At 60.7% G+C, this 20,893-nt stretch carries 30 protein-coding genes; all 30 read right to left on the bottom strand.

Going from position 1 to position 20,893, the window contains the following annotated elements:
- The 30 genes from M9945_RS12735 to M9945_RS12590 all read right to left on the bottom strand — a co-directional run bounded on the left by M9945_RS12735 (position 1) and on the right by M9945_RS12590 (position 20,622).
- Positions 1–1,530 carry a hypothetical protein gene (locus tag M9945_RS12735; RefSeq protein ID WP_367944905.1) on the bottom strand — a complete coding sequence of 510 codons (1,530 nt, stop codon included), beginning with the start codon at positions 1,528–1,530 and terminating at the stop codon, positions 1–3.
- On the bottom strand, positions 1,530–3,389 hold the full coding sequence (locus M9945_RS12730) for a hypothetical protein (RefSeq protein ID WP_367944904.1): 1,860 nt from the start codon (positions 3,387–3,389) through the stop codon (positions 1,530–1,532). The genes M9945_RS12735 and M9945_RS12730 overlap by 1 nt, the downstream gene beginning before the upstream one ends.
- Complete coding sequence (locus tag M9945_RS12725) at positions 3,389–4,969, bottom strand: tail fiber domain-containing protein (protein ID WP_367944903.1); 1,581 nt, start codon at positions 4,967–4,969, stop codon at positions 3,389–3,391. Before M9945_RS12725 ends, M9945_RS12730 begins: the two co-directional genes overlap by 1 nt.
- Positions 4,969–5,433, bottom strand: coding sequence for a GNAT family N-acetyltransferase (locus tag M9945_RS12720; protein ID WP_367944902.1), 465 nt, complete (start codon positions 5,431–5,433; stop codon positions 4,969–4,971). Before M9945_RS12720 ends, M9945_RS12725 begins: the two co-directional genes overlap by 1 nt.
- 2 nt (positions 5,434–5,435) lie before the next feature.
- Positions 5,436–6,527 (bottom strand): hypothetical protein, encoded by a 1,092-nt coding sequence (locus tag M9945_RS12715; RefSeq protein ID WP_367944901.1) that lies wholly within the window; start codon positions 6,525–6,527, stop codon positions 5,436–5,438.
- Between the two features lie 13 nt (positions 6,528–6,540).
- Positions 6,541–8,049 (bottom strand): hypothetical protein, encoded by a 1,509-nt coding sequence (locus tag M9945_RS12710; protein ID WP_367944900.1) that lies wholly within the window; start codon positions 8,047–8,049, stop codon positions 6,541–6,543.
- Complete coding sequence (locus tag M9945_RS12705) at positions 8,049–8,459, bottom strand: hypothetical protein (protein WP_367944899.1); 411 nt, start codon at positions 8,457–8,459, stop codon at positions 8,049–8,051. Before M9945_RS12705 ends, M9945_RS12710 begins: the two co-directional genes overlap by 1 nt.
- 121 nt (positions 8,460–8,580) lie before the next feature.
- Positions 8,581–9,237: a recombinase family protein gene (locus M9945_RS12700; RefSeq protein ID WP_367944898.1), complete on the bottom strand. Its 657-nt coding sequence runs from the start codon at positions 9,235–9,237 to the stop codon at positions 8,581–8,583.
- 98 nt (positions 9,238–9,335) lie between these two features.
- Positions 9,336–9,548, bottom strand: a complete 213-nt coding sequence (locus M9945_RS12695; protein ID WP_367944897.1) for a helix-turn-helix transcriptional regulator — start codon at positions 9,546–9,548, stop codon at positions 9,336–9,338.
- Positions 9,545–9,760, bottom strand: a complete 216-nt coding sequence (locus M9945_RS12690) for a hypothetical protein (protein WP_367945578.1) — start codon at positions 9,758–9,760, stop codon at positions 9,545–9,547. Before M9945_RS12690 ends, M9945_RS12695 begins: the two co-directional genes overlap by 4 nt.
- Positions 9,761–10,078: 318 nt before the next feature.
- On the bottom strand, positions 10,079–10,534 hold the full coding sequence (locus M9945_RS12685; protein WP_367944896.1) for a hypothetical protein: 456 nt from the start codon (positions 10,532–10,534) through the stop codon (positions 10,079–10,081).
- A gap of 20 nt (positions 10,535–10,554) precedes the next feature.
- Positions 10,555–10,737 (bottom strand): hypothetical protein, encoded by a 183-nt coding sequence (locus M9945_RS12680; protein ID WP_367944895.1) that lies wholly within the window; start codon positions 10,735–10,737, stop codon positions 10,555–10,557.
- Positions 10,734–10,970, bottom strand: coding sequence for a transcriptional coactivator p15/PC4 family protein (locus M9945_RS12675; protein WP_367944894.1), 237 nt, complete (start codon positions 10,968–10,970; stop codon positions 10,734–10,736). The genes M9945_RS12680 and M9945_RS12675 overlap by 4 nt, the downstream gene beginning before the upstream one ends.
- Positions 10,963–11,181, bottom strand: a complete 219-nt coding sequence (locus tag M9945_RS12670) for a DNA-binding protein (protein WP_367944893.1) — start codon at positions 11,179–11,181, stop codon at positions 10,963–10,965. The genes M9945_RS12675 and M9945_RS12670 overlap by 8 nt, the downstream gene beginning before the upstream one ends.
- 159 nt (positions 11,182–11,340) lie before the next feature.
- Positions 11,341–12,537 (bottom strand): hypothetical protein, encoded by a 1,197-nt coding sequence (locus tag M9945_RS12665; protein WP_367944892.1) that lies wholly within the window; start codon positions 12,535–12,537, stop codon positions 11,341–11,343.
- Between the two features lie 3 nt (positions 12,538–12,540).
- Positions 12,541–14,049, bottom strand: a complete 1,509-nt coding sequence (locus M9945_RS12660) for a terminase family protein (RefSeq protein WP_367944891.1) — start codon at positions 14,047–14,049, stop codon at positions 12,541–12,543.
- The gene (locus M9945_RS12655) at positions 14,033–14,473 is read right to left on the bottom strand and encodes a helix-turn-helix domain-containing protein (protein ID WP_367944890.1); all 441 of its coding nucleotides are present in this window, start codon (positions 14,471–14,473) and stop codon (positions 14,033–14,035) included. The genes M9945_RS12660 and M9945_RS12655 overlap by 17 nt, the downstream gene beginning before the upstream one ends.
- A 98-nt stretch (positions 14,474–14,571) precedes the next feature.
- Complete coding sequence (locus tag M9945_RS12650) at positions 14,572–15,204, bottom strand: helix-turn-helix domain-containing protein (RefSeq protein WP_367944889.1); 633 nt, start codon at positions 15,202–15,204, stop codon at positions 14,572–14,574.
- A 216-nt stretch (positions 15,205–15,420) separates the two neighbouring features.
- Positions 15,421–15,990, bottom strand: a complete 570-nt coding sequence (locus M9945_RS12645) for a hypothetical protein (RefSeq protein WP_367944888.1) — start codon at positions 15,988–15,990, stop codon at positions 15,421–15,423.
- 21 nt (positions 15,991–16,011) lie between these two features.
- On the bottom strand, positions 16,012–16,227 hold the full coding sequence (locus M9945_RS12640) for a hypothetical protein (protein WP_367944887.1): 216 nt from the start codon (positions 16,225–16,227) through the stop codon (positions 16,012–16,014).
- Positions 16,224–16,472, bottom strand: coding sequence for a hypothetical protein (locus M9945_RS12635; RefSeq protein ID WP_367944886.1), 249 nt, complete (start codon positions 16,470–16,472; stop codon positions 16,224–16,226). The genes M9945_RS12640 and M9945_RS12635 overlap by 4 nt, the downstream gene beginning before the upstream one ends.
- Complete coding sequence (locus tag M9945_RS12630; protein ID WP_367944885.1) at positions 16,469–16,708, bottom strand: helix-turn-helix domain-containing protein; 240 nt, start codon at positions 16,706–16,708, stop codon at positions 16,469–16,471. Before M9945_RS12630 ends, M9945_RS12635 begins: the two co-directional genes overlap by 4 nt.
- Positions 16,705–17,208 carry a hypothetical protein gene (locus M9945_RS12625; RefSeq protein WP_367944884.1) on the bottom strand — a complete coding sequence of 168 codons (504 nt, stop codon included), beginning with the start codon at positions 17,206–17,208 and terminating at the stop codon, positions 16,705–16,707. Before M9945_RS12625 ends, M9945_RS12630 begins: the two co-directional genes overlap by 4 nt.
- Positions 17,209–17,211: 3 nt before the next feature.
- Entirely contained in the window at positions 17,212–17,526 is a 315-nt protein-coding gene (locus tag M9945_RS12620) for a hypothetical protein (RefSeq protein ID WP_367944883.1), read from the bottom strand.
- A 74-nt stretch (positions 17,527–17,600) separates the two neighbouring features.
- Positions 17,601–17,897, bottom strand: a complete 297-nt coding sequence (locus tag M9945_RS12615) for a hypothetical protein (protein WP_367944882.1) — start codon at positions 17,895–17,897, stop codon at positions 17,601–17,603.
- Positions 17,894–18,310, bottom strand: a complete 417-nt coding sequence (locus M9945_RS12610; RefSeq protein WP_367944881.1) for a RusA family crossover junction endodeoxyribonuclease — start codon at positions 18,308–18,310, stop codon at positions 17,894–17,896. Before M9945_RS12610 ends, M9945_RS12615 begins: the two co-directional genes overlap by 4 nt.
- A complete protein-coding gene (locus M9945_RS12605; protein WP_367944880.1) occupies positions 18,307–19,671 on the bottom strand; it encodes a DUF4942 domain-containing protein in 1,365 nt (454 codons plus the stop codon). Before M9945_RS12605 ends, M9945_RS12610 begins: the two co-directional genes overlap by 4 nt.
- Positions 19,668–19,901, bottom strand: a complete 234-nt coding sequence (locus M9945_RS12600) for a hypothetical protein (protein ID WP_367944879.1) — start codon at positions 19,899–19,901, stop codon at positions 19,668–19,670. Before M9945_RS12600 ends, M9945_RS12605 begins: the two co-directional genes overlap by 4 nt.
- A complete protein-coding gene (locus M9945_RS12595; protein ID WP_367944878.1) occupies positions 19,898–20,263 on the bottom strand; it encodes a hypothetical protein in 366 nt (121 codons plus the stop codon). The genes M9945_RS12600 and M9945_RS12595 overlap by 4 nt, the downstream gene beginning before the upstream one ends.
- Positions 20,260–20,622, bottom strand: coding sequence for a hypothetical protein (locus M9945_RS12590; protein WP_367944877.1), 363 nt, complete (start codon positions 20,620–20,622; stop codon positions 20,260–20,262). The genes M9945_RS12595 and M9945_RS12590 overlap by 4 nt, the downstream gene beginning before the upstream one ends.
- Between the last annotated feature and the right edge of the window lie 271 nt (positions 20,623–20,893).

The raw sequence follows: 20,893 nt of genomic DNA, 5'->3' as shown, positions 1-20,893 counted from the left end.
CTACTGGCGTCTTCGTCCGGGGGTGACGGTAAGCTCAAGCGGTGCTGACCGCTCGTTCATCTGCGCGGCCTGCGCGGCAAGAAGCGCCTCAACGACACGTTGCCGGATCGCCTCCGAAGTCTGGGGAACGATCTGAGAACCGTTGCGCGCCAGTAGCTCGGCAATCGAGGCGCTGCGCTTGCTGATATGATTGGCGGCCTCACGCGCCGCGAGGCCCGTTCCCATGGTGGCGGCGCTGAGTGTGGCACCAAGGCCGGGGCCGCCGAAGGAGTTGCCGATCATGTAGGGCACGCCCGCGCTGAGGCCCGTGCTGACAACACCCCTTGGGGCGAACTTCCCGAATCTCTCCGCAAGGCGCGATGCCGTCGTTCCCGTGGCGGCGCGCTTGATGGCCGCCTGCTGCTCGGGAGACCATCCGCCATCTTCGCCCCTGATTATGCGGCGATGTAGGTCCGCATACGCGGCACTCAGCGCATGGTCGCCTTTTCGCGTATCCGCAACCTCGCGTAGAGTTTCAAGTTGCCGGCCCTTGATGGCCCGCTGGGAAATGGCGCGGGCCTGCTGCAATTCCGGCGCAAGGGGCGTCGTAAACTCATCGAAGGCGTCGAGCATCATGCTCGCGATGCGCCGTTCCTTGCCCTCCGTCGCGTTCCTCGCATCCGCCAGCGTGTCGCGGATCACCTGCATCTGCGTCGGGTTCATGGAATAGCCGGCATAGTCGTCCAGCAGGTTCATCGCTTCCGAGGCGCGGGGATAGGCACCCGAGACGCGGCCCGTGGGCGTGATAAGCTCGTTGGTGCGGGCGATCTGCCGGATGCGCGTAGCAAGCGCCGTGGTATCGTCGGGAGAGGCTACCACGCCCCTCGCCTCTGCGGCGTCGTACAACTGCGATGCCTGTGTGCGCAGGTCTTCCACCGTGGGCACGGCCCGCTCCGCCGACAAGCGCGCGGAACGGTTGGCAAAGCCGCTGATAGCCGCGCCCGCCCCGAGACCGCCAAGCATCTCGCCGGCAATCTCGGCACCGATATTGTCAGGAAACATCTGCTGCGCAGCCGCCCCGCCGAGGCCGCCGGCCGCCGCTGTTCCGATACCGGCCGCGAACTGGCCCAACGATCCTGCCCCGGCCGCAGCCGGGAGAACCGCGCCGCCTACGGACTGCCCCACGCGCCGGGCGAACTGATGGCCCGTCTGATCGGACTCAGGCGCTATGGCAAGACCGCGGCGAAGACCGGCCGAGCCGCCAAGAGGTTCCTGAGAAGGCTGGAAATCGGTTCCGAACACCGCATTGACGCCCTGCATGGCGGGCGAGACGACGAAGTTGTTCATCATGTCCACGGGCGCGCCCAGAAGGCCCGTAGCGCCTTCCAGCATCCCCGAGAATATCTGAGACCCGTAGCCACCGGCCTCCGGGCGTTCGGCCTGCTGGGGCGCGGCCTCCTGCACGACAGGATCAGCCTCCCACCATTTGCGCCCACCGGATGCCGGCGCGGCGTCGTCCACAACCGGATCGTTCTCCCACCAGTTCGCCATCAGGGCTTTCTCCGAATACTGCCATCGGGCGCGATGTATTCCGCGCCTGTCGGCAGGTTCATGTAATCTTCTTCCTTGGCGATCCGGCGCGGGAACAGCGGGTTCCGCTCTGCCCAGCGGGAAAGATGATCATCGAAGCCGACGTCGATCCTGCCCTCATTGCCGGCGGCGTACTCACGTGCCTGCGTGGCGATATCGAGCTTGCGCCGGTTCAACCTGCGCTGCACGTCGATCAGGCGCTTGTTTCCCTGTGGCGTGTTGCCGAGGTTCGGAACCTGCTCCACCACGAAATCGCGGTCGGCATTCGAGAAGCCCGTGCCGAGCGAGCCGCCCATCACGTCGAGCGCGGCCTGTTTCGACATGGCGTTGAAGGTCTCGATGGACGTGATGCCGTCCGGGTCCATGCCGAGCGATGCCCCGATCCGCTTCAAGGACTGGACCGTCTCCCCGCCTGCGCCCGAATAGAAGCCGGGATCGGAAAGCTGCTGCTCCATGATATCCAGCGCCCCGAGCGCGCGCTGTGCCGCCTGCGCCTCGTTCCGTATGTCCAGGAAGACCTTGCCGTAGCCCTCGCCTATGGTCTTGTCGAAGCCCTTTTCCGCACCGCCGACGCTGATGCTGGTTGCGCCGGAACTGCGCAGCGCCTGTTCGTATTCCAGCGGGCCAAGCGGCTCCCGGCCGGCGGAACGCTCGTGCTGGGCATAACGGTCGTATTCCTGCATTCCCGAAGTCGGGCGCTGACCGTAATCCTGAATGACCTGTCCCGTCTGAGAATCGATCAGGCGGCCGTCCATCGTCGTCGTGCTGCGCTCGCCCACTTCGCGCTGAAGCTTCTGGATTTCAAGCTGGCGCTTCGGATCGTTCTGCTGCATCTGCTGGCGATACAGCATTTCCGCGACGGCCTTCACCTGTGGCGAGGCGGCGGGGTTCGTCATGGCCTCCATGATGGCCGGTGGCATTCCGCCGCTGGCGTCCGCGACCTGCATGGGACTGGCGGCAGACATCGGCATGCTTTCGCCTACAGCAAGGCCTTCCAACGTCTGTTGCGGCCCCTGTGCCGGTGCTGTCTCTAGGTCGGCTACAATCTGGCGCATCTGTGCATCAGGGACGTTCTTGAAGCCCGCCCACTCGGAACGCAGCGCGGAAATCTTGCCATCCATCGTGGAAGCACCAGCAATGCGTCGGCGGGCAAGATGGCCGGCGATTTGATCCTGGGTCTGTGCATTGAACGGAGTGGAAGGATCGATCCCCATCTCGCTTACGGCATTGCGCAGCGTCGAGCCAACGATCTGATATCGGCCCATCGGGGTTGCCACATGTCCGACCTTGCCCTTGACGTGCTGACTATACCGGCCATTCGGATCGGCAAATGCCAGCACATCGCTAATGGGCATTTCAGAGATGCGCGTACCAGCGAATTGGCCGCCGTCACGCTGGGCATGCCCAAAAAGCGTATCGTAAGCTCCTGCGCCCTCAGTCCTGTCCACTGCCGAGAGGAAGGAAGTGGGGAGAGCGCCGCCGCCCTGCGTGGTCGCCCCGGTCGCCCCGGTCGCTTGTGCCGGTGCTGACCGCACGCCGCCGCCCATAAGCCCCTGAAGACCCCGCATAAGGCCGGCGTTCGTTTCGTTGTTCGCCGTTTCGGCTTTATCAAGCCGCCCACGCCTGACCGACCCGGCGAGCGCGTTGGCAACGCGCGCCATACCCTGTGTCCAGTGTCCGACAGGCGAGGTATCGACGCCCTGCGCGAGTAAGGCATCTTCGATCTGTCGCCGCTGCGCGATCTGTTCGGGCGTGAGCGCCGCGCCGCCGGCTCCCCAGATAAACGGGGACATAGGCGATCTGGAAGACTGCAAGGCCATTATGCCGCCTCCGTTGCCATGAGGTAATTGACCGTCTTGAAGCCGTCAGGACGTTCCCCGACTGCCTCCGGCGCGATCTGCTCAACCTCGTCGGCCATGAGACCGATCTGGAAGCGGGGATCGCCCTTCATCCGGTAGCGATAGACCGTGAGACCGTTGTCGAGCTTGCCGACCGGCTCGATGTCTTCCTTGAGCCGGCGGTCGGACGTGAAGTTGAACATTCCGAACGGGGCTGACAGCAGCCCGAAGATGCCCCCCATCTTCGCCTGATGATTGGCTACTTCCGCTTGGTACTGCTGGTTTACCAGGCCTGTATAATCGACGCCGGCAACGCCTGTCTGAGGTGTATTGGTGAAATTCGGCTGGCTGACCTGAGAGCCAGACAATAGAGCCGTAATCTCGTTAATCGGCTGGTTTCGCAGTGCGAACTGCTGCTGCAAATATGCGTTCTGCGCCTGCTGCTGCGCCGATAGCCGCGCCTGCTGTTCGGTCATCTGGTTGCCGAACTGCTGTTGCGCAAGCTGGTTGTTCGCGCCCGTCACCTGAAACTGGTTAGCGAAATTCTGCTGGGTGGCGGCATTGCCGAATGTCGCCCGGCCAAGCAACTGATCGTAATTCTGCTGCTGCGCCTGATTGCCGAGCATCTGCCCCTGATGCCCGAACTGCGCCCGGCCAAGCAACTGATCGTAATTCTGCTGCTGGGCTGCGTTGCCTGCCATGAGCGCCTGATTGTAGAAGGCGGCATCGTTGGCGTTCTGGCCGTATTGCTGCGCCTGTGCGGCGTTCTCGAATACCGCCCGGTCGCGCTCCATGCCGACAAGGCGCGATTGCTCCTGACCGGCCGCGAGGATGTTGCCGAGAACGGCATCGTTGACCTGACGCCCGAAATCAGCCTGCCCAGAGCTATAGGCGTCGGAGCCGAGACGGATGCCCTGATTGGCAAGCGTGGTCTCAATGCCTCGCCGCTGGCGGTCCAGTTGGGGCTGCATCCGCGCCATAAGCGCATCTTCGACCCGCTGCCGGTCTTCCGAGAAATCGCCGTTGTAGGACGTGGTGATATCGCCAGCGTCGTCTATGCCGGTGCGGAAATTGCGATTGATCGAGCCAGCATCCCCGAAGCCCGTGGCGAAGTTCTGGTTGATCGCACCGGCATCACCGAAAGACGTAGCAAGCTGGGGAGCGTCAGCGAACTGCTGGAAGCCCGGCAGCCCAACCTGCTGCCACGAGTCAACCCCCGGCATGCCGGAAAGGTTGAACGGCGTCCCAAGCAGGCCGTCCAGCCGGTCAATCTGACTATTGGCGAACTTCGACAGCCCGAGAGACGCGGCGTCTTGCTGATCCTTGATTGCCTGCTGCTGGGGCGAAAGCGTCTGTGTCGAGGTATATTGCGGAACCTCAACCCATTTTCCTGATGAGTCGGTAAATCCGCCTGTCCCTGTTTGCTCATAGGTCAACGATCCATCAGGCGTGACCTGATTGACCATATTCACCATCTGCTGCGTGATGGCTGTATCCCGGTTCATGCCGGACTGAGCCTGAGCTGTCTTGTACGGATCGGGAGCTTTTGGCGAAGAAACCATCAGAATTTCCAATCGTCTCTGAGAATACCGATAACGAGGCCGTCGCGACCGCGACCGAAGTGGTTGCGCAGCCGGCCCTCGACCTTCCCGCCGAGGCGCTGCGCGATCCTGACAACCTTTTCCTGATGCGTGATCGCCGTCACCCGCTCTACCTTCAACTGGTTGAACAGGTACTCACCAACGTCCGCGAGGAAGCCGCGTGTCCAGACATGGCCGGCGATGGTCGCGTGCACGTCCGCACCGGTAAAGCAGTTGAAAACCGCGCCCGCGACGATCTTGCCGCGCCGGTCCAGCCCCATGGCGGTAAAGGGCGGGTAGATGATGCTGCCCACTGCCGTTCCGACGAACACCGGCACGCGGGCGTCGGTGACGGTGCGGTAATTGACGCCGGGGTAGGCAAGCGCCGCGAAGATGCCGGCATGCTCGGGCGGCAGATCAAGGATGGTTGTGTCCTGCGTATCCATGGCTACCGCGACCTCTCAATCGCAATGCGGATAGCTTCGCTTGCAGACATGGATCGCCCCTTGGCCGGCTTGAGATTGTCGGCGGATGGAGCGCCGCCGATGGATTTCTTTCCTGCTGAGACAGCGGGAGATTTTGGGGTTTCCACCGCTTGCGTCTTGCCGCTCAAACGCTCTGCGCGGTCATAGGCTGTTTGCAGATCGTAGCCGGCCGACAACTCACGTAGGATGTCCTCGTGCAGTTCCTCGAAGCGCGGATGCTTTTCTGCGAACGCCTGGACCTGCTGTTCCACGGTCATTCTCCGCATGCCATCTACCGCCTGCGCAATGTACGCCTCACTCTGCGCCATGCGGTTTGCGAGGCCGGCGACATGCTGCTGGGAACGCATCTGCTGCAACTGCCCCGGCCCCATGCGCGCGATCTGCGTTGCAAGACTGTGCATATCGATACCGAAGTGTCGGCAAATTCGGTCAAGACCATCGACGGGGTTCTGGTGAAACGCCCGTTCCAGTTCGACAACCTGCGAAAGCGACTGCTGCAAGCTGCCGCCATTCTGACGGGCTACGGCATCGAACTGGCGAACTCCCTCCCATGCCTGAGCGCCGGAACGGTATTTCTCGATACCGGCCTCAAGCTCGCGGGTGGCGCGAGTTACTTCAGCCCGAACGGCGGCGGGGGTGGTAGCCCATTCAGCCTTCGCGTCATCAGAAAACCGGCGCGGGGCTTCCGAGAAATGCTCATCGGTAGAAAGCCTGCCCGCCTCCTTATCTTTGATCTGAGCCGTTGCCTGTTTCAGCGCCCGCATTCGGTCTTCAGGACCGGATAGTTTGCCGAGCTTTCTGTTCTTGGCATATCGATCCTCAAGCCCATCCAACTCCTGCTTCTCGCGCGCCTTTTCGCGAGTAGTGCGTTCGGGCGCATGGGTTTTGATGGCTTTGTCGATAGCGTTGCTGAGCGACTTCGTATCCGTGCCGAGCGTTTTGGTCTCGGAACCATTCGCGGCGGTATGGGCCGGCGTTCCAAGCTGGTCCAGGGGCCCACCATCATCGCTCCTAAGCGCGGCTCCGGCCGGCTGCGTGATTGCTGCGTCAACCATCCGATGATTTCTCCTATCCGATCTCTATCCGGCCCCTGCGCTCGCGCGCATCCGGCAAGGGGGGCATCAGCCAGCATCCGGGCGGGATTTCCTGCTGCTTCCTGGACATGAACTCCGCGAAGGAAGTAGTATTTCGGGCCGCGATAGCGACCGCACCGGCGACCGCGTTTGCAATGTCGTCATGCCCGCCGCGTGGGTGATCAACGGAGTCACGGGAGCCGCGTTGCGAGCGCCGCTCAAGCGCGGTGAACTGGTTCACCATCTTCTTGTGATCCAGCAGCGCCACGGCCCCCGAGTTGGCGATGGGCAGGAAATCGAGGTAAAGGGCGGACTTCGCCCTGCCCGCCAGCTCATAGGCGCAACCGATCTTGCGGAACGCCTCCTGCACCCACTGCGCGCCGTAGTTGTCACCGAACACCATGGACAACTGATAATCGCGCAACGTCGCAACGAACTCGATCACCGCCGCCTGCGGCGAGAACGGCGGCGTGATCTCCCTGATGCAGTCCAGCACCACCGTCTTGCCTTCGATATGGGCGACCGCAAGCGTCATGCTGTCGCTCGATCCGCCCGAGGGGTCCACGAACCCGATGTAGCGCTTGTTGCGATCCGGCAGGCGCTCCCGCACGCCCTGATCAACGCACGCCTCGATAACCTCGCGGCTCAGGAATGCCTCGATATCGGTACGGAACTCCGCGCCATACTCTGCCGATGCCCAAGCCGGATCGGCGTCGAAAGCTTCCCCGATGATCTCGCTGTCACGCGGCACGGTCGGGTTCATGACCCATGTCGGGGCCTTGATGACGAGGGTGTTGCCGTCCTTGCCGTAGCTGTCCCGGTACTTGCGATACAGCAGCCCCGAACGGGCATGGGGCGAACTGATGCCGATCAGCATGGCTCCAGGCAGCATCGTCGCCATGGCCGGCTTGACGGCCTGATAGACCGCCTCATCGGGGTTGGCGGCATCATCGCCCCGCCAGTGCGCCACCTCATCGAAGATCACGGCCACGACAGTGCGGCCGCGCACCCGGCGCTGATCGTTCGTCGTGATCTCGACCGCCAGACCGTTCGTCAACTCTACGCTATCGGCGGAACTGGATTTCACCATCTGCTTGAGCAAGGGCAGTTCAAAGAACGCCAGCAGGTAGCCCATGCAGACCTTGGCCTGATCGCGGTCCACCGCCAGCACCTGCACGACACCGCGTTCGCCGGGCTTCAGGCGGCGCAGGAAGCCCAAGGGGCCGGCGGCGATGGTGGCGAGGTAGGCGGCGACGGATGCAGTCTTGATGTCCTTGCCGGAGCGGCGGCCGGCGATGATCCAGACCTCGCGGGCCTGCTGCGTCGGGGCAGCATCCCGGCCGGTCAGTTCGGTGAAGATGGCAAGCTCGGCATCGTCCAGCGGTTCCCCGAACATGGCCTTGTCGATCACACGCCACGTCGCCCAGCTATCGCCGGCAAACCATTCCCCGAACAGGTTCGGGTCACGGCAGGCTTGGGAATAGCTGATCGCGGGCATCGTCATCAGACGCGCTCCTGTGCCTTGGCATGGGCGGCAAGGTAGGCGTCCAGCGTCGGGGTGATGTCTCGCTGTCTGCGCTGAAGCCCGAGGCTTTCGAGGATGCGGCGCAGGTTGCCGGCCGTGCGCTGGTATAGCTCAAGGTCTTTCGGATCAGCCTCGCCCTTGACCGCGAATACGGCCTCCATGCGTTCAAGCTCTACCGTCATTGTAGCGGCGCGGCGAACAAGCGAGCGCTCGGCTTCGGAGATAGCTTCGTCCCCGCCAAGGTCGATAATGTGAAGCGCTACCAGATCGCGAAGGCGGCGAACCCAAGTCGAGCGCCCGTCCACTCCGGGCAGCACAACGGAACCGTTGGTTACTCGGCTGCGAGTTGTTGGCTTCCCATCAGCAATAGTGCTGCTTTCGACACTCAAGAGGCGGGCCTTTCCGCAGAATTTTTCCTGCGGGTAATATGGCCCTATTCGGCGTAAAACTCAACAATATCAATTAGTTGTGCGACGCTATGCGCAGCGGTGCGGATATGTGCGGGCCTGACTACGCCGACCGTTGCAGGACACGCGAAACCTGCTTGGCTGTCCATCGCCCGCCGCGCGCGGTTGCCACAGACATATCGTTGAGTGTGTCCGCAATGGAGTTGACCGATTGTCCGGCACCCCGGAGCGGGGCGATCACTTTCATAACGCGCTGCGCGTCGGCGTCCGCCTTGGCCTTAAGCGCCGCATTGCGAGCCATGGTCTTGTCGCGAGCGCCACCAAGCTTGACGCCGCGTTCCTTTGCGGCCCGGAGAGCGGCGCGCGTGCGCTCGCTGATGAATGTGCGCTCTTGCTCGGCAAGCGCAGCGTATATGTGAAGCTGGAACTTGTCGGCGTAGGGCATCTGCGCCACACGCAGCGAAAGCCGCTTGTCGTCCATCAGGGCCGCGATAAATGCCACCTTGCGGCTCAAACGATCCAGCTTCGCCACAAGAAGCTCAGCCCCCGTTTCCCGCGCCATCCTGAGCGCCTTCGCCAGTTCCGGGCGATCATCGTCCTTGCCCGACTGCACGTCGCGGAACCGGCCTATGACCTCGTATGGAACTTCGGAGAAGTTGGCGAGGAAGATGGCAATATCCCGCTCCTGAGCTTCAAGCCCAAGGCTGCTCTTGCCCTGATCTTCAGTCGAAACACGGGTGTAGATGACGTAGCGCTTCATCGCATCGGCTCCATATCGACCCGATAATAGGAGCCTTGTGTCAAATGTCAACGTTCGTTGTGCATGACAATTTGTTCAAGATTGAACAGTATGTATGCTCACTTTTTACCGTTTTCGCCGCGACGCAGCGATGAACGTTCCGCGAACCATTCCTCTACCTCCTGCATGATCCACCCCACTCTGCCCCTCGTAATCTGGATTGGCTTCGGAAACTCGTCAGCCCGGATCATGGCGTAGAGGGTCGAGCGGCTGACGCCGAGCCTGTCCATCACCTGTCTTGCCGTAAGCAGGGACACATGAGAGTCGGTCATGCCTTTTCCCTCCTGTGTACCTGCCGATGATGCAGCCGGCATAGCCACCGCACGCGCATAGGCTGGTCGTAATCGTCGTGGTGGCCGTGGATCACTTCTCCATCTACACCATGGACAGCTCCGCATACTTCGCAGGGTCCGCGTTCTATCAGCCCCTTCTTGATCGCGGATCGCAATGCCTGGTGCGCCCACATGGCTTTCGGGTGTTCCATGTTCCATTTCGCTTGGGAAGAAAGCGGCTTTGGATCGGACACGGCTTCGCCATCCGAGTTGATCGGTTCTGTCATGCTGATGGTCCTCGTGAATATTTCGACGTGGCAGATTTAGGTGCTGCCGGTAGTGACAGGCTCCATCCTCAAGAGCCTCGGAACATCGCCGCCGCGATGCCCTGCGCGATTTTCGATTTCGCGCCGTTTCAGTTTTCTTTTTTTTTTGAGTTTCGGTGTGCTTTTCCGTCTACGTTTCCGTTTGTGTTTACGTTTCCTTATATCGATAGGGTCGGCATACTGTATCGATAGGGTATCGAAACCCTATGGCCTGCCGCCCCGGAAAAAGGCCGTGTCGGTCAAGCCGTTTCCGCCACGATGCGACGGGTGATTGTCGAGCGGGTTCGGCTGCCACGCATCGCGGAAGTCGGCTTCTAGCTTCTCGCGCAGACGGTCGCTTTCGATGCCGTAGATCAGGTTGCGGATGCCGGTCGCGTGCTTCTGGTTCCGCGGCGGATTGTTCGCCAGCCACTTCTCGACATAGATCTCGTCCGTCTCCGGGTCGTGATCGATCAGGCCAGCCCCAAGCACCGCCGCGCGGGCCGCGAGGTAGTCTTCCATCGTCCACGCAAGGTCGGCTATGGCGTAGCCGTCAGGGAGCCGGTAGCAGCCCGTGGCGGTCATGTGCTCGCACGTCAGGTAGTAGAAGTAGGCGAGCTTGTCCCGGTGCGCCGTCAGGGTGCCGAAGCGAGTAGATCGCCAGATGGTTCTAGAGACCATGCTGAACTTCCCTCCTTTGCTCATTCCAAACCTACCGATCTCGCGACCTCGTTGGCGGCGCGGATCGCATCGCAGGCGTCCTTGGCGGTAAGATCGAACCTGCGCTGCAATTCAGGAACAAGCGGATGGGGGCGTTCGGCGGTGTCGATCAGCCATTGCGCGGCCAACATCACCTTGCCATCAGGGTCGCGATCCTCGCTCATTTCATCCATCCCTGCGCCTTGGCCTGCATCAGCCCGGTCGTAACCGCCTCGGCAAATTCCTCCATCTTGTCGAGCTTGAAGGCGATGCCGGCTTTGCCCGGACGCATCTGCCCGTCTTCGGCCTCAAACCACACGCGGGCGTTGAACAGGCGATGGCCGTTGAAGGTGGAAAGCACCACGCGGATTTCTTCGCGCTGGTTCTTCTTGATGGTGGCGATATGCAGGTCACTCATCAGCACCGCCCTCCACCGCTTTCCGGGCGGCATGATTGAGCCAGTCGTCTAGAGCCGAGCGCTTTGCACACACCGACCGGCCGATGTGGAATGTTGGGATCAATCCCTGCTCATGCATATGGAAGCCTTGCCGGATCGTAATGCCGAGATGCTCGGAAATCGCCTTCATGCCCTTTGCAAGATCGCCCGCACGGCCTTGATTCTTCGTCATGTTTGCTCGCTCCTGAATGTCGCATTTATGTCGCATCGAATGTCGCACGGACTTGCGGTGCCGTGATGTAAGCTATTGATTCTATTGATAGTCTGCGGAATGAATGGACAAAGAAAAGCCACCCCGAAGGATGGCTAGAAAAATCCTCTATCGCGTTGATTATGTTGATCTTTCTTGCCGGAAAATCACAAATACCGGCGCTATGTCCGAGAGGCCCATGATCTGGTAGACGTCTTCGATGATCTGCCGGCGAAGCTCGACAAGCTGGGCAATCGTGGTAGCGATCATATCGACCGGAAGCCAGACAATCGTATCTTTCGCCGCACCGCTGCCGAAAGCAGCCCAGTTTGCCACCGGGACCATAACCTGCCGGTTGTCCTGCGATTTCAGGGCTGTCTCAATCGCATCCCCAATCTCGCCCGCGCCGGCCGGATAGAAGCCCCGCGCCTGAACAGCCTCGGAAAGCGCATGAATGCGACCCGTAAGCTCGTTGATTTCCTCAAGCTGGTCCTTGTAAAACAGCACGTCAGGCACGGGGACAAGAGAACCCCGCCGGACCGTGGCGTAAGCCGGCTGGGGACAGGGGAAAAAGCCCTCAAGCTTCAGGTGCGGCTCACCATCGTCAAGAAGATCGTCAACGCCCTCCGTAACCCACACAACGCGGTTTTCGCTCTTGCACCAGATTTCCCAAACAGCGGCCTTCTGCTGGCTGTTGGCTGCGCCCCTGTCGCGCTCGGTGCGCTGGACCTCATAGGCGGCCTGCGCCCATACCTCGCCAAACCGCTCCTTCATTTCAATGCGCGTCAGGTAGGCCCTGCGCGCAACCCAGTCCACATCGCACCATTTGCGCGCCGGATCGTGCAGAAAATCGCGCCGGTCGATATGCTCGACCACAATGCGCTCGGATTCGCTCTCGCTCTCGCCCTTGGTTTCGTAGCGCACCCATGCGCAGCCGCGCCCGACAACCGCCAGATCGTCACGCAGTAGCAGCATGACCGAGTTGATGTCCGCCAGGTCGAAGGCGGTATTCGATGCCCGCTCCAGAAGTTCGGAAGTCACCCGATAGAGCGGACGGCGATCCTTGAACTTCGGCACGACAACCGGGACAGGCGGCCGCGCGTAGATCGACGGCTTCAATACCTCGACGTTGGCCCAGAAAAGCTGAAACCTCCTGTCACGAGCGCTATTGGCGAGCGTGGACAGGTCAGCGTAGAGCCGGTCGATATCATCGGCCTTGCGGTGATAGTCGGCAAAGGCCTTCTCGGCATCCTTGATGAGGTTGAGCCAGACCTTGGAGCTTTTCGGCTCTGCGGCCGGCTCGAAATCCTGATCGAACTGGACAGGGTTTTCAGCCATAAACTACCCGATCTTTATCCGGCCTGAACGCTGTCCATGGTCCAGCGGCGGCAACTGCCAATACCCGGGGGGCAGTTCGGCAGGTTTGTCATCGTTCCCATCCTTGCGGACCCACGGGCGAGACATGCAGGCATATCGCGTCTCATCCGCGGCGTGGTCTTCGCCGTCCGTATCAAGGTCTTCGGGTTTGTCTTCGTCGTGTTGCAACGCCGGAATTGTTCGGATCGAATGAACGCACGTCGAGAAGAAGAACAGCATAGGAAGCCCTTCTTCATTGCCACGCAGTCTTGCGCGCATCTGGTCCCAACCGCCCATTGCGCCACGCTGCGTAACGCGCTTGTTGTCAGCGGGCCTGAACACGATGCCACTGGCGCTCATGATCCGCTCGGCAATCGATGGTCCGCCATCAGAGGCGAAGGCGGCCGGGTCGAGAACGCCATAGGAAATCTTGTCGCCAAGATCACGCGTCCTGATCCCCTTGCCGACCGCCGCCGCATCAAGCTTCAGGCCAACGTTCGGCATGAACTTTCCATGCTGGTCTTTCTTGACGCCGTACCACTCGCGATACTTGACCATCGCGCCGCGAGGGATCACCGCGCCATCTGGCGTTACAAACCTATCACTGGCTACGGCATACCAGCCGAAGCAAAACGGCCTCGCACTACCCCAGTCACCCGCCCTGAACATCAGCCAATCGTCGGGGAACTCGAATGGCCGCAGGACATGCCTCTTTGGATCGAAGTTGTCGAAGAATGCACCCTCGACAACATCCCAGTCTCCCCAGCGCATGGCGCGCACAAGGCTTTCGCTGCCAAGACCCGCGAGTCTCTTTTCATAACCGGGATCATTCGCGGCCATGGACGGGTTGTCTTCAAGACGCGCCGGAATGTACTGCCGGCGCATGCCACCCTCGCTGTCGGGTGCAGTAACAACCGCCAGCGGAACCACGCCGTCAATAAACGTCGTCTTGACGAACTGATGGCCGATGCCGCCGGGGTTCGCTCCACAAACAATGCGCGGAAACTTGCCTCTGTACTTTTCCGGTAATCTGATGCCGACCATGCGCACGCGGTTGCGCAGGAATCGATAGATTACCTCGCTGAAGTGCGTAAGCTCGTCAATGAGAAGGACATGGATTTCAGCGCCCTGGTATTTGAATCGGTCCTTCTCGTCCTTGCAGTGGCAAAGATAAATCTTCGACCCGTTCCAGAAGCGAATTTCGTCCTCAACGATGGTGACGAAGCCGCATTCAACCCAGCCGGCGAGGAACTCGCGGAATCCGCTCGGGCCTTCCATGTGGTTCTTGACAAGATCGTCCCGAATGCGCCGGAACAGATAAACCTGAAGGCCGGGGATTTCTGAGCACCAGATTATCGCAGCCATTCGCATGAGATGGCTCTTTCCGCCACCCGCCGCGCCGCCGTACAATATCTCTGTCGCCTCGCTCCAAAACGCTACCTGCTGCTTTTCGTGCAGGTTTATGTCGAGCGCGGCGTCATTCGGCCTTGGCATTGAAGTTTATGACAGGGGTCAGCGTCATCTGACCTTTGATCTCGTGCTCCTGCTTGTCGCGCCACTTGTCTGGCTGACGGTTTTTCAGCCAATTCATCGCGGCTGACGGGTCGGGAGCAACATGCTCAAGCATAGGAGCACGGACAATCGAGCCATCGCGCATAACCTGTATCTTCTCACTTTCGAACGTATATCCAACGGCGCGGTTATAGAGCGCCCTAGCAACTCGCTCGTCAGCCTTTTCCTTTCCGCACGTGACTGCCTCGCAAAATTCAGGATGAACATTGCGCCAACGATAGATTGTTGCGGTGTTCACCTGAAAGAAATCGGCAAGCTCGAAATCAGTCGCGCCGAGGGCGCACAGCTTTGCTGCCTGCTCCGCAAATTCCTCGCGGTAGGCTGTCGGCCTGCCAATGTCTGCCATGATTTCCTCGGCTGTCTGAGAGCCTGTGATTAGCGCGGCTCGCGATCCATTAGCCCTTTAGCACCATGACTGGCCCACCACAGGCTGCGCATGGATCGCTATTCGACATGCTTCCAAGTTTCTCGGCGAAAAACCCGAGCTACCGTTGTTGGGTCGCAGCCAAAACTCCGTCCAATCCGACGCGCACCCATACCGCTTTCATGCATCGCTCGGATTTGGCGAACGTCATCTTCTGAAAAACGGGCCGTGAACACCATCGCGCCCACCCGGCGCTTACCAGTCGCGCGCTTTCTCACGCGCTTTTTGGGTTCTCGTGCGGTGCCGTGCAGTATCATATCTGCGCGGTTCTCTTCCTGCGTCGCCCACCTGAGATGTTTGGGGTTAACGCACCCGAGATGCCCCTTCCCGCAGGAGTGAGCGGCTTCATATTCGGGGGATGGAGCGCGCCCATGGGCCAATTCGCAAACAACGCGGCTCGCCACCTGTTTGCGGCCATCCACGATCACTCTTCCATACCCGTTAGGTGTGCGCCCGTAAGGCCACGCGATGCATTGGTCTTCGTGAGGGCCGCTGGCAAGCGTCTCCAGGAACGCTATCGCCTCCCCCGGCGCATGGCGGGTGGCGTCCAACGTTCCGTGACGCTTGTTCCTGTAGTAGTGCGCCAAGCAATATCCCTTTGCATAAAAGGGCTTGGTGCACCCCTGCGCCTCACATATACGTTGAGCAGCCATTCGAGCCTCCAGTAAGGTTCGTTTCGGTTAGGGCCTCGCGGTGGTGCAAACACCGTTTGAGGCCCGATCTATTTGTACCTCATCTTTGCCCGAAAGTGAATCGTGCCGCTTCGGCTTGAAAGGTGTGGTGGCTTGGAATCAAAAAGCCCGCCGCGATGACGCAAGACGGGCAGCATAATCAGATGTCACAAAATATGGGTGATTTGCGAATGCTTGTCAAATGCGAAAGAACCGACCCAGCGCATTCGTCAACAGCCTTAGATCGCCTACCATATGGTACATCGCCTGATCTTGGTGGATGCAAAGATCAAGCGCAGCCCATAGGTTCGCGGACCTGTTCTCGCTCTGCGCGTCTTGGATGGCCTTTCGGCAGTCGGCATAGACCTCCTTGGTGTCCATCACCCATTCTTCGTAGGCGTCGGTCACGTCCGAGGCGGGAATTCCCGTTTCGCCATCAACCAAACAGCCTGGCGCTTTGATGGCCCGTAGGTATGCCTGCCGAAGGTTGAGGTAGTTCGTTGCCGCTTCGTATTGCCGATCCGACAGGCCGTCATCCGGGCCGATAAGGTTGAGGTAGCCGATGAAGCTGCCAGCCTTCTGGTCCTTTGCCTGATCTTGTTTCAAGCCGAGGTGGCGGGCGCGAGCATCAAGCGCCACCTTGTCCGCCGGCCCGTGGTCAATACCGGATCGGCTCACCCTTCCGCTTGGCTCCCTCGCAACACCTTCCATCTTCGGCCTCCCTCGTTTCAGTTTTCGTTTCGCCGCCGCTGTTCTCGCCTTCGCCATGCCGCCTACCTCGTGTTGCCGCTACCTGAATTTCGGATGCGTGATCGCGGTCAGAATCATGTCTTCCGCGATCATTTTGTTGACGTGCTGGGAGCGACCGATGTTGACGATGGCGGTGATGCCGGAAGGCTCGTGAATGGCCCTGACACCGCCGTGCGTGCCTACCATCTGCCCGCCCACGCGGTTGCGCCCGCCGTCCGGCCATGCCTCGAATTTGATCGGCCCGAGGTCGCTCATTCGCCTTCCTCGCTTAGTGCTGTGTCGATCATTTCGTGGTATGTTTCGAGTGGGCGTCCAAAGCAGTATCCCTTGTGCGCATTTTTGAGCATGGATTCGGTCGGCTCTCGCATTTCATGGATCGCGTTCAGCGCATCCAGCCTGTACGGCTCACGATGGGCCTTCGGCAGGCGCGACCATGCCTTGCAGCCTGTTCCGTTGCGGCCCTCGTAGATCGCCCGAGCAACGTCCTCGACCTTGCTCATGCCGCGCCCCTTTCCTGAATCGTAATCTCGTATCCGAGGACGTGAGCCACATTCTCGAAGTCCACCCAGCGAGGCGCGTTCTTGCCGTGCTTCCAGTAGGAAAGCGTCACGACGCTGACCCCGGCCTTCTTCGCGATCTGGCCGTATGAAAGCCCGCTCCTGTCGATGGCATCGAACAAGGCGCGAACCAGCGGAGAGGCGGCGCGGGTTGGTTTCTTGATGGCGACCCGGCTCATGCTGCTTCTCCTCGGGCTGCCTTTCGCACCACATGCAAGATGCTGGAATGGTCGCGCCGGAATATGTGGCCGACTTTCGGGTAGCTGAGGGCCGGGTATGCTTCGATGACGGCGAGGATCACAGCATGCCGCACCTTCACGAGCGGCTGCCCACGACCGTCAGAGATAATCTCATCCCACAGAAAGCCATGTCGGGCCGCGAGCCTGACGGCAAAGTCCTTCGGCGTGATGACTTCCATTGAAGCCAGCCGCGCCAGCTTCTTGTCGCGCTCGCTAACGAGAACGGTGATCGCCTCGTTGGCTTCCGCCTTCGCAATCGAGCGTTCTTCCTTCTCGCGAGCTAGGTTCTCGCTATGGGTTGGCCGATCGCGCCTTGCATGTTCCTTCGCCTGTATCAGCGCCATCTGGCGCACCTGCTCTCGCTTCTCACGAACGCGGCGGACAAAGGCTGGATTGTAGCCACGATAAATTCGGTGCATGTCTTCGTTATCTACGAACATTGCTCACTCACTCGCTGCTTTGCGCCGCTCGAACTCGCGGAGAAATGCCGTTTGTCCGCGCTGCGGCGTGATGCTGACGACGTTCTCGGCCGGCCGCTCGTTGAGCCGGGCCTGATAGGCGCGCTCCTGTTCGCAATCGTCGGCCCAGCGTTCGGAGCGAAGCCACGACGCAGCGAGAGGAATGTATGGGGCGTCGCGCTCCGACAGGTTGCGGAGATACCATCGCGCACCGTCGAGCATATCCGCCGGCTCTACACCAGCATCGAGCATCTGCTGATAGGCAGGCCGCGCCTTGCCTCGGCCGTCCGTCTTGCGCATGTGCTTGCGCCATAAGGTCCAGAACTCGAGAAAGGCGGCTTCCGCGTCCTCGCGGGCGAAGCGGTGTGATAGGCTCATGCCACACCTGCCAATCTGTCGGCAGTCAGTTTCGCGTAGCCGGAAATGTCCCTCCAATGGTCATCGAAGTTCGGGTCGCCAGCGAGGATGCGCCCAATTTTGTGGGCGATCATCTCCAGTGTCTCCTTCTGGTGATCCTGCAAAGAAGACCAGTTATCCGACGAACGGCAGAGCGACTTAATCGCCTGCGTGTAAGCAGCGTGATCGCGGTATTCGCCATGCGTCGACTTCCGCTCGGCAAGAAGCTGCTCCAACGGGGCAAAAGTGGTAGAAATCGTCCCTGCGTCTATCATGCTGCCAAACTCTCCTGCGCCTCTTGAACGATGACGACGACAGCCGGGCCGCCAAGGTCATCCGCCCATTGCGCAGTGACGCGCTCAGCAAGGCTGTCATCTGTGACGACCCCGGCCTTGACCAATGCGTCGGAGACCGGCTTGATGATGTTGTCGATGTCTCTGGCGCGCTTAGTGCGCCAGTTGCGTTGGGCCGCAATGGAAAGGCTGTAAGGGCCATCTATCCGCCCTGCCCGCTGACTGGCTATTTCCCAGATTGCAGCTTCACGCCATGCCGAATACGCATCGGTCTTGGCGCTCACCACCTTGCCATTGCGGACGAAGCTCTTGCGCAGGCTGTTCGCGGAAGGCGGCATGTCGGCAAGCTCGATGCGCACCGCCGCCCTCGCCTCTTGTCTGGTGAGGGAGGTCATGATGGCCTCCTGATTTTCAGCATGCCGGTTGGAACATTGGTTCCAGCCTCAGCAAAGGAACCGACAGGCAGGTCGCGCCATTCTCCATCCAGCTCGCCATGATCGTAATGCGCTGTAGCAGGCAGGATCGAAACGAGCGTGCCTCCCGGCTTTAGGAAATGGAGCGCATGCCGAACATGCTTGACGTAGTGGCGCCCGTAGAAAGGCGGGTTCATCACCACGATGTCGAAATCCGGCTTGGCTGGCTGTTCGAGGAAATTGGCCGTCAGGACATTGTGGCCCTTGGCCCGCGCCTCGGCAGCGCGTCCGGCGTGATACTCAATGCCGAACACCTGATGCCCGCGCGCTCGAATGGCGTCCATGATCCGGCCATCGCCGCACGACGGCTCCAGAATGCGCATCGGATCAGGCGGGTTGTGCCGCCATCCCTTGAGATTGTAGACGCCGGCAAACTCCATGGCACGGTCAATAACGGCGTCTGGCGTCCAGTAGAACTGGAGGTCTTTGGAGACTGCCGTGCTTTGGCGCGGCTTGGCGTCGTCTTCCTCTGCGTCCGGCAGCACGTCCCCGTAGAACTCGGCCAGCGCCATGTTGATGTCGCGAAGCGTGTCAGGACCGAAATACAGGTGCCCATTGCCGTTACCGTACCGTTTCAGCCAGACATCGCGGCCAATGATGGTTTCGGTTTCGTCGCTCGCTGCGCGCTGGCGTGCCGTGTCGCCTTTCGGAACTTCGCGGGTGACGCGCAGAGCGTCGCCGTCTTCGAGGATCAGCGATAGCTCATGATATTCAATCAGCGGCTTGCCCTGATAGGCAGCCAGCGCGTTGAGAATATCGCGCAGGCGGTCGCGACCATACCCGTGAAGACTGCCAAGCCCTGATATAATCACGCGCTTCGGCAGGCCCTTGACGCCGATTTTGACCTTTGAATGAGACTTATAAGCCGGGTCGAGATCCGCAAACGTCTCAGCGAGGCCGCGCAAGATATGTGCGCGCGGGTTCTCCAAGTAAGGGCCGAACGTCGCCTTGGCATTGTCGAAGGTCAGTTCCGGCGGATCAGCCAGCGTGCGCTCGAATAGTCGCTTGTCTTTAGCGCTGGCAATGCGGTCGATCTGACAACGATTGTATAGCGCCTTCCAACCAGATGCGCGCAGGTTTGTTCGCATGTCGCGGGCGCTGACGGTAGCGCGGCCCCGCAGCACCGGATTGACGAAAGTGCCCATGATCGTGCCCGCCATTTCAACAGCGGTGCAGGCGTCCTCATAGGCCTTGATGGCCGCCTCGACGTTTTCAGATTTGCGCTCGTATTCCGCGATAATATCGAGAACCGTGCTTTGTCTGGCGAGTGTGTGCGCCGTCATCTCCACACCACCCACGTAAACACGCCGATAGCCGCCACCTCGATTGCAGCGAGAGCGATTATCAGACGCCAGTTGAAAGGACGGGCGGCAGGCTCCACGTCATCAACACCCGGATCGTCGGGCTGGCGAAGGTAGTAGTCATCACCGCGAAGCCGTTTGTGCTCGATGGCGGCATAGTATGATCGCACTCCATCGTCGGCCGCGTCGTAATCGAGAGGGGCGCGGTTCATTCCGCCACCAGCCTTGACAGCGCCAGTTCGGCGGAATCCCGCAGCCGCTTATCGGCGGCGATCTGCCGTGCCGCATGATCCTTCGATGCCAAAATCTCCCGCGACAGCCGCGCCATTTCCGCGTCATGCCTGTCCCGTTCGGCCTGCATGTTCGCCTCGATGCTGGCGATGGTGGCCTCCCGACTGCGCACCGTGTCGCTGATGCGCTGGTCATGCCGGGCGATGGAACGGCGGTAGACGCCCGCGAGCCGGTCGGCCTCAGCCTCCGCGTCCGTCATGGCGAACGGCGTCACCTTGCCGTTCAATTCCGCGTCCAGCGCGGTCGCCAGCTTCCGCTCCAGGTTCATGTCAATCGCGTTCATTGTGTCCTCCTTTTCGCGCCTTCTGGCGCTTCCTCCACGCGCGCCAGAGTTGGCGCAGCGCCTTTATCAACCGCATGGGATGCCTCGATTTCCTGCGCCTCCCGCTCCATGGCGTCGGCAGCGTTTTCAATTTTGATGCAGGCTGCCTCATAGGCATTGCGGAGCGCGCGATAGACATCGCCATTGACCGTCCGCATCGACTGCCAGCGCTTCCAAACCCGCTCGGCTTGAGCCGGTGTGATCCCGGCTTTACGCGCCACCCTGTCACGCGCGGCAGTGGCGGTGTCACCCCAGCCGCGATACTCGACTTTCTGCAACTCGTTCAGGTAGCTGAACGCTTCCTGCGCTGCGGTACTCATGCACTCGTCCTCAAATGGGGCGGATTTGCCCCGAACGGGGTCCGACATGACCGATCCTCTCGTCTATCCTTCGTTTTATGGAAGGATCGACCGATGGAGGTCAGGAAATGGAAAGTTTGGGCGCTGCGGCTGTGAGACTTTTGGCGAAGCTGGACGCGCGCAGAGCCAAGGAAATTGATCGGGACAGGCTGTCCGTGGTTTGTCCTTCTGCACCCCCGTGCAGCAGTGATGCCCAGCCTGCCCCTGACGCGGTAACCAGCATCACCCACAA

The organism is Aquamicrobium sp., from assembly GCF_023954335.1.
GTDB lineage: Bacteria > Pseudomonadota > Alphaproteobacteria > Rhizobiales > Rhizobiaceae > Aerobium.
The sequence above is the reverse complement of the archived record's forward strand: the minus strand, read 5'-3'. Positions and strand labels throughout refer to the sequence as shown.

What these genes read in the sequence shown, in the direction of transcription:
- M9945_RS12735 (WP_367944905.1), bottom strand. Translation starts at nt 1,530, where the DNA reads ATGGCGAACTGGTGGGAGAACGATCCGGTTGTGGACGACGCCGCGCCG.
- M9945_RS12730 (WP_367944904.1), bottom strand. Translation starts at nt 3,389, where the DNA reads ATGGCCTTGCAGTCTTCCAGATCGCCTATGTCCCCGTTTATCTGGGGA.
- M9945_RS12725 (WP_367944903.1), bottom strand. Translation starts at nt 4,969, where the DNA reads ATGGTTTCTTCGCCAAAAGCTCCCGATCCGTACAAGACAGCTCAGGCT.
- M9945_RS12720 (WP_367944902.1), bottom strand. Translation starts at nt 5,433, where the DNA reads ATGGATACGCAGGACACAACCATCCTTGATCTGCCGCCCGAGCATGCC.
- M9945_RS12715 (WP_367944901.1), bottom strand. Translation starts at nt 6,527, where the DNA reads ATGGTTGACGCAGCAATCACGCAGCCGGCCGGAGCCGCGCTTAGGAGC.
- M9945_RS12710 (WP_367944900.1), bottom strand. Translation starts at nt 8,049, where the DNA reads ATGACGATGCCCGCGATCAGCTATTCCCAAGCCTGCCGTGACCCGAAC.
- M9945_RS12700 (WP_367944898.1), bottom strand. Translation starts at nt 9,237, where the DNA reads ATGAAGCGCTACGTCATCTACACCCGTGTTTCGACTGAAGATCAGGGC.
- M9945_RS12695 (WP_367944897.1), bottom strand. Translation starts at nt 9,548, where the DNA reads ATGACCGACTCTCATGTGTCCCTGCTTACGGCAAGACAGGTGATGGAC.
- M9945_RS12690 (WP_367945578.1), bottom strand. Translation starts at nt 9,760, where the DNA reads ATGGAACACCCGAAAGCCATGTGGGCGCACCAGGCATTGCGATCCGCG.
- M9945_RS12685 (WP_367944896.1), bottom strand. Translation starts at nt 10,534, where the DNA reads ATGGTCTCTAGAACCATCTGGCGATCTACTCGCTTCGGCACCCTGACG.
- M9945_RS12680 (WP_367944895.1), bottom strand. Translation starts at nt 10,737, where the DNA reads ATGAGCGAGGATCGCGACCCTGATGGCAAGGTGATGTTGGCCGCGCAA.
- M9945_RS12675 (WP_367944894.1), bottom strand. Translation starts at nt 10,970, where the DNA reads ATGAGTGACCTGCATATCGCCACCATCAAGAAGAACCAGCGCGAAGAA.
- M9945_RS12670 (WP_367944893.1), bottom strand. Translation starts at nt 11,181, where the DNA reads ATGACGAAGAATCAAGGCCGTGCGGGCGATCTTGCAAAGGGCATGAAG.
- M9945_RS12665 (WP_367944892.1), bottom strand. Translation starts at nt 12,537, where the DNA reads ATGGCTGAAAACCCTGTCCAGTTCGATCAGGATTTCGAGCCGGCCGCA.
- M9945_RS12660 (WP_367944891.1), bottom strand. Translation starts at nt 14,049, where the DNA reads ATGCCAAGGCCGAATGACGCCGCGCTCGACATAAACCTGCACGAAAAG.
- M9945_RS12655 (WP_367944890.1), bottom strand. Translation starts at nt 14,473, where the DNA reads ATGGCAGACATTGGCAGGCCGACAGCCTACCGCGAGGAATTTGCGGAG.
- M9945_RS12650 (WP_367944889.1), bottom strand. Translation starts at nt 15,204, where the DNA reads ATGGCTGCTCAACGTATATGTGAGGCGCAGGGGTGCACCAAGCCCTTT.
- M9945_RS12645 (WP_367944888.1), bottom strand. Translation starts at nt 15,990, where the DNA reads ATGGCGAAGGCGAGAACAGCGGCGGCGAAACGAAAACTGAAACGAGGG.
- M9945_RS12640 (WP_367944887.1), bottom strand. Translation starts at nt 16,227, where the DNA reads ATGAGCGACCTCGGGCCGATCAAATTCGAGGCATGGCCGGACGGCGGG.
- M9945_RS12635 (WP_367944886.1), bottom strand. Translation starts at nt 16,472, where the DNA reads ATGAGCAAGGTCGAGGACGTTGCTCGGGCGATCTACGAGGGCCGCAAC.
- M9945_RS12630 (WP_367944885.1), bottom strand. Translation starts at nt 16,708, where the DNA reads ATGAGCCGGGTCGCCATCAAGAAACCAACCCGCGCCGCCTCTCCGCTG.
- M9945_RS12625 (WP_367944884.1), bottom strand. Translation starts at nt 17,208, where the DNA reads ATGTTCGTAGATAACGAAGACATGCACCGAATTTATCGTGGCTACAAT.
- M9945_RS12620 (WP_367944883.1), bottom strand. Translation starts at nt 17,526, where the DNA reads ATGCGCAAGACGGACGGCCGAGGCAAGGCGCGGCCTGCCTATCAGCAG.
- M9945_RS12615 (WP_367944882.1), bottom strand. Translation starts at nt 17,897, where the DNA reads ATGATAGACGCAGGGACGATTTCTACCACTTTTGCCCCGTTGGAGCAG.
- M9945_RS12610 (WP_367944881.1), bottom strand. Translation starts at nt 18,310, where the DNA reads ATGACCTCCCTCACCAGACAAGAGGCGAGGGCGGCGGTGCGCATCGAG.
- M9945_RS12605 (WP_367944880.1), bottom strand. Translation starts at nt 19,671, where the DNA reads ATGACGGCGCACACACTCGCCAGACAAAGCACGGTTCTCGATATTATC.
- M9945_RS12600 (WP_367944879.1), bottom strand. Translation starts at nt 19,901, where the DNA reads ATGAACCGCGCCCCTCTCGATTACGACGCGGCCGACGATGGAGTGCGA.
- M9945_RS12595 (WP_367944878.1), bottom strand. Translation starts at nt 20,263, where the DNA reads ATGAACGCGATTGACATGAACCTGGAGCGGAAGCTGGCGACCGCGCTG.
- M9945_RS12590 (WP_367944877.1), bottom strand. Translation starts at nt 20,622, where the DNA reads ATGAGTACCGCAGCGCAGGAAGCGTTCAGCTACCTGAACGAGTTGCAG.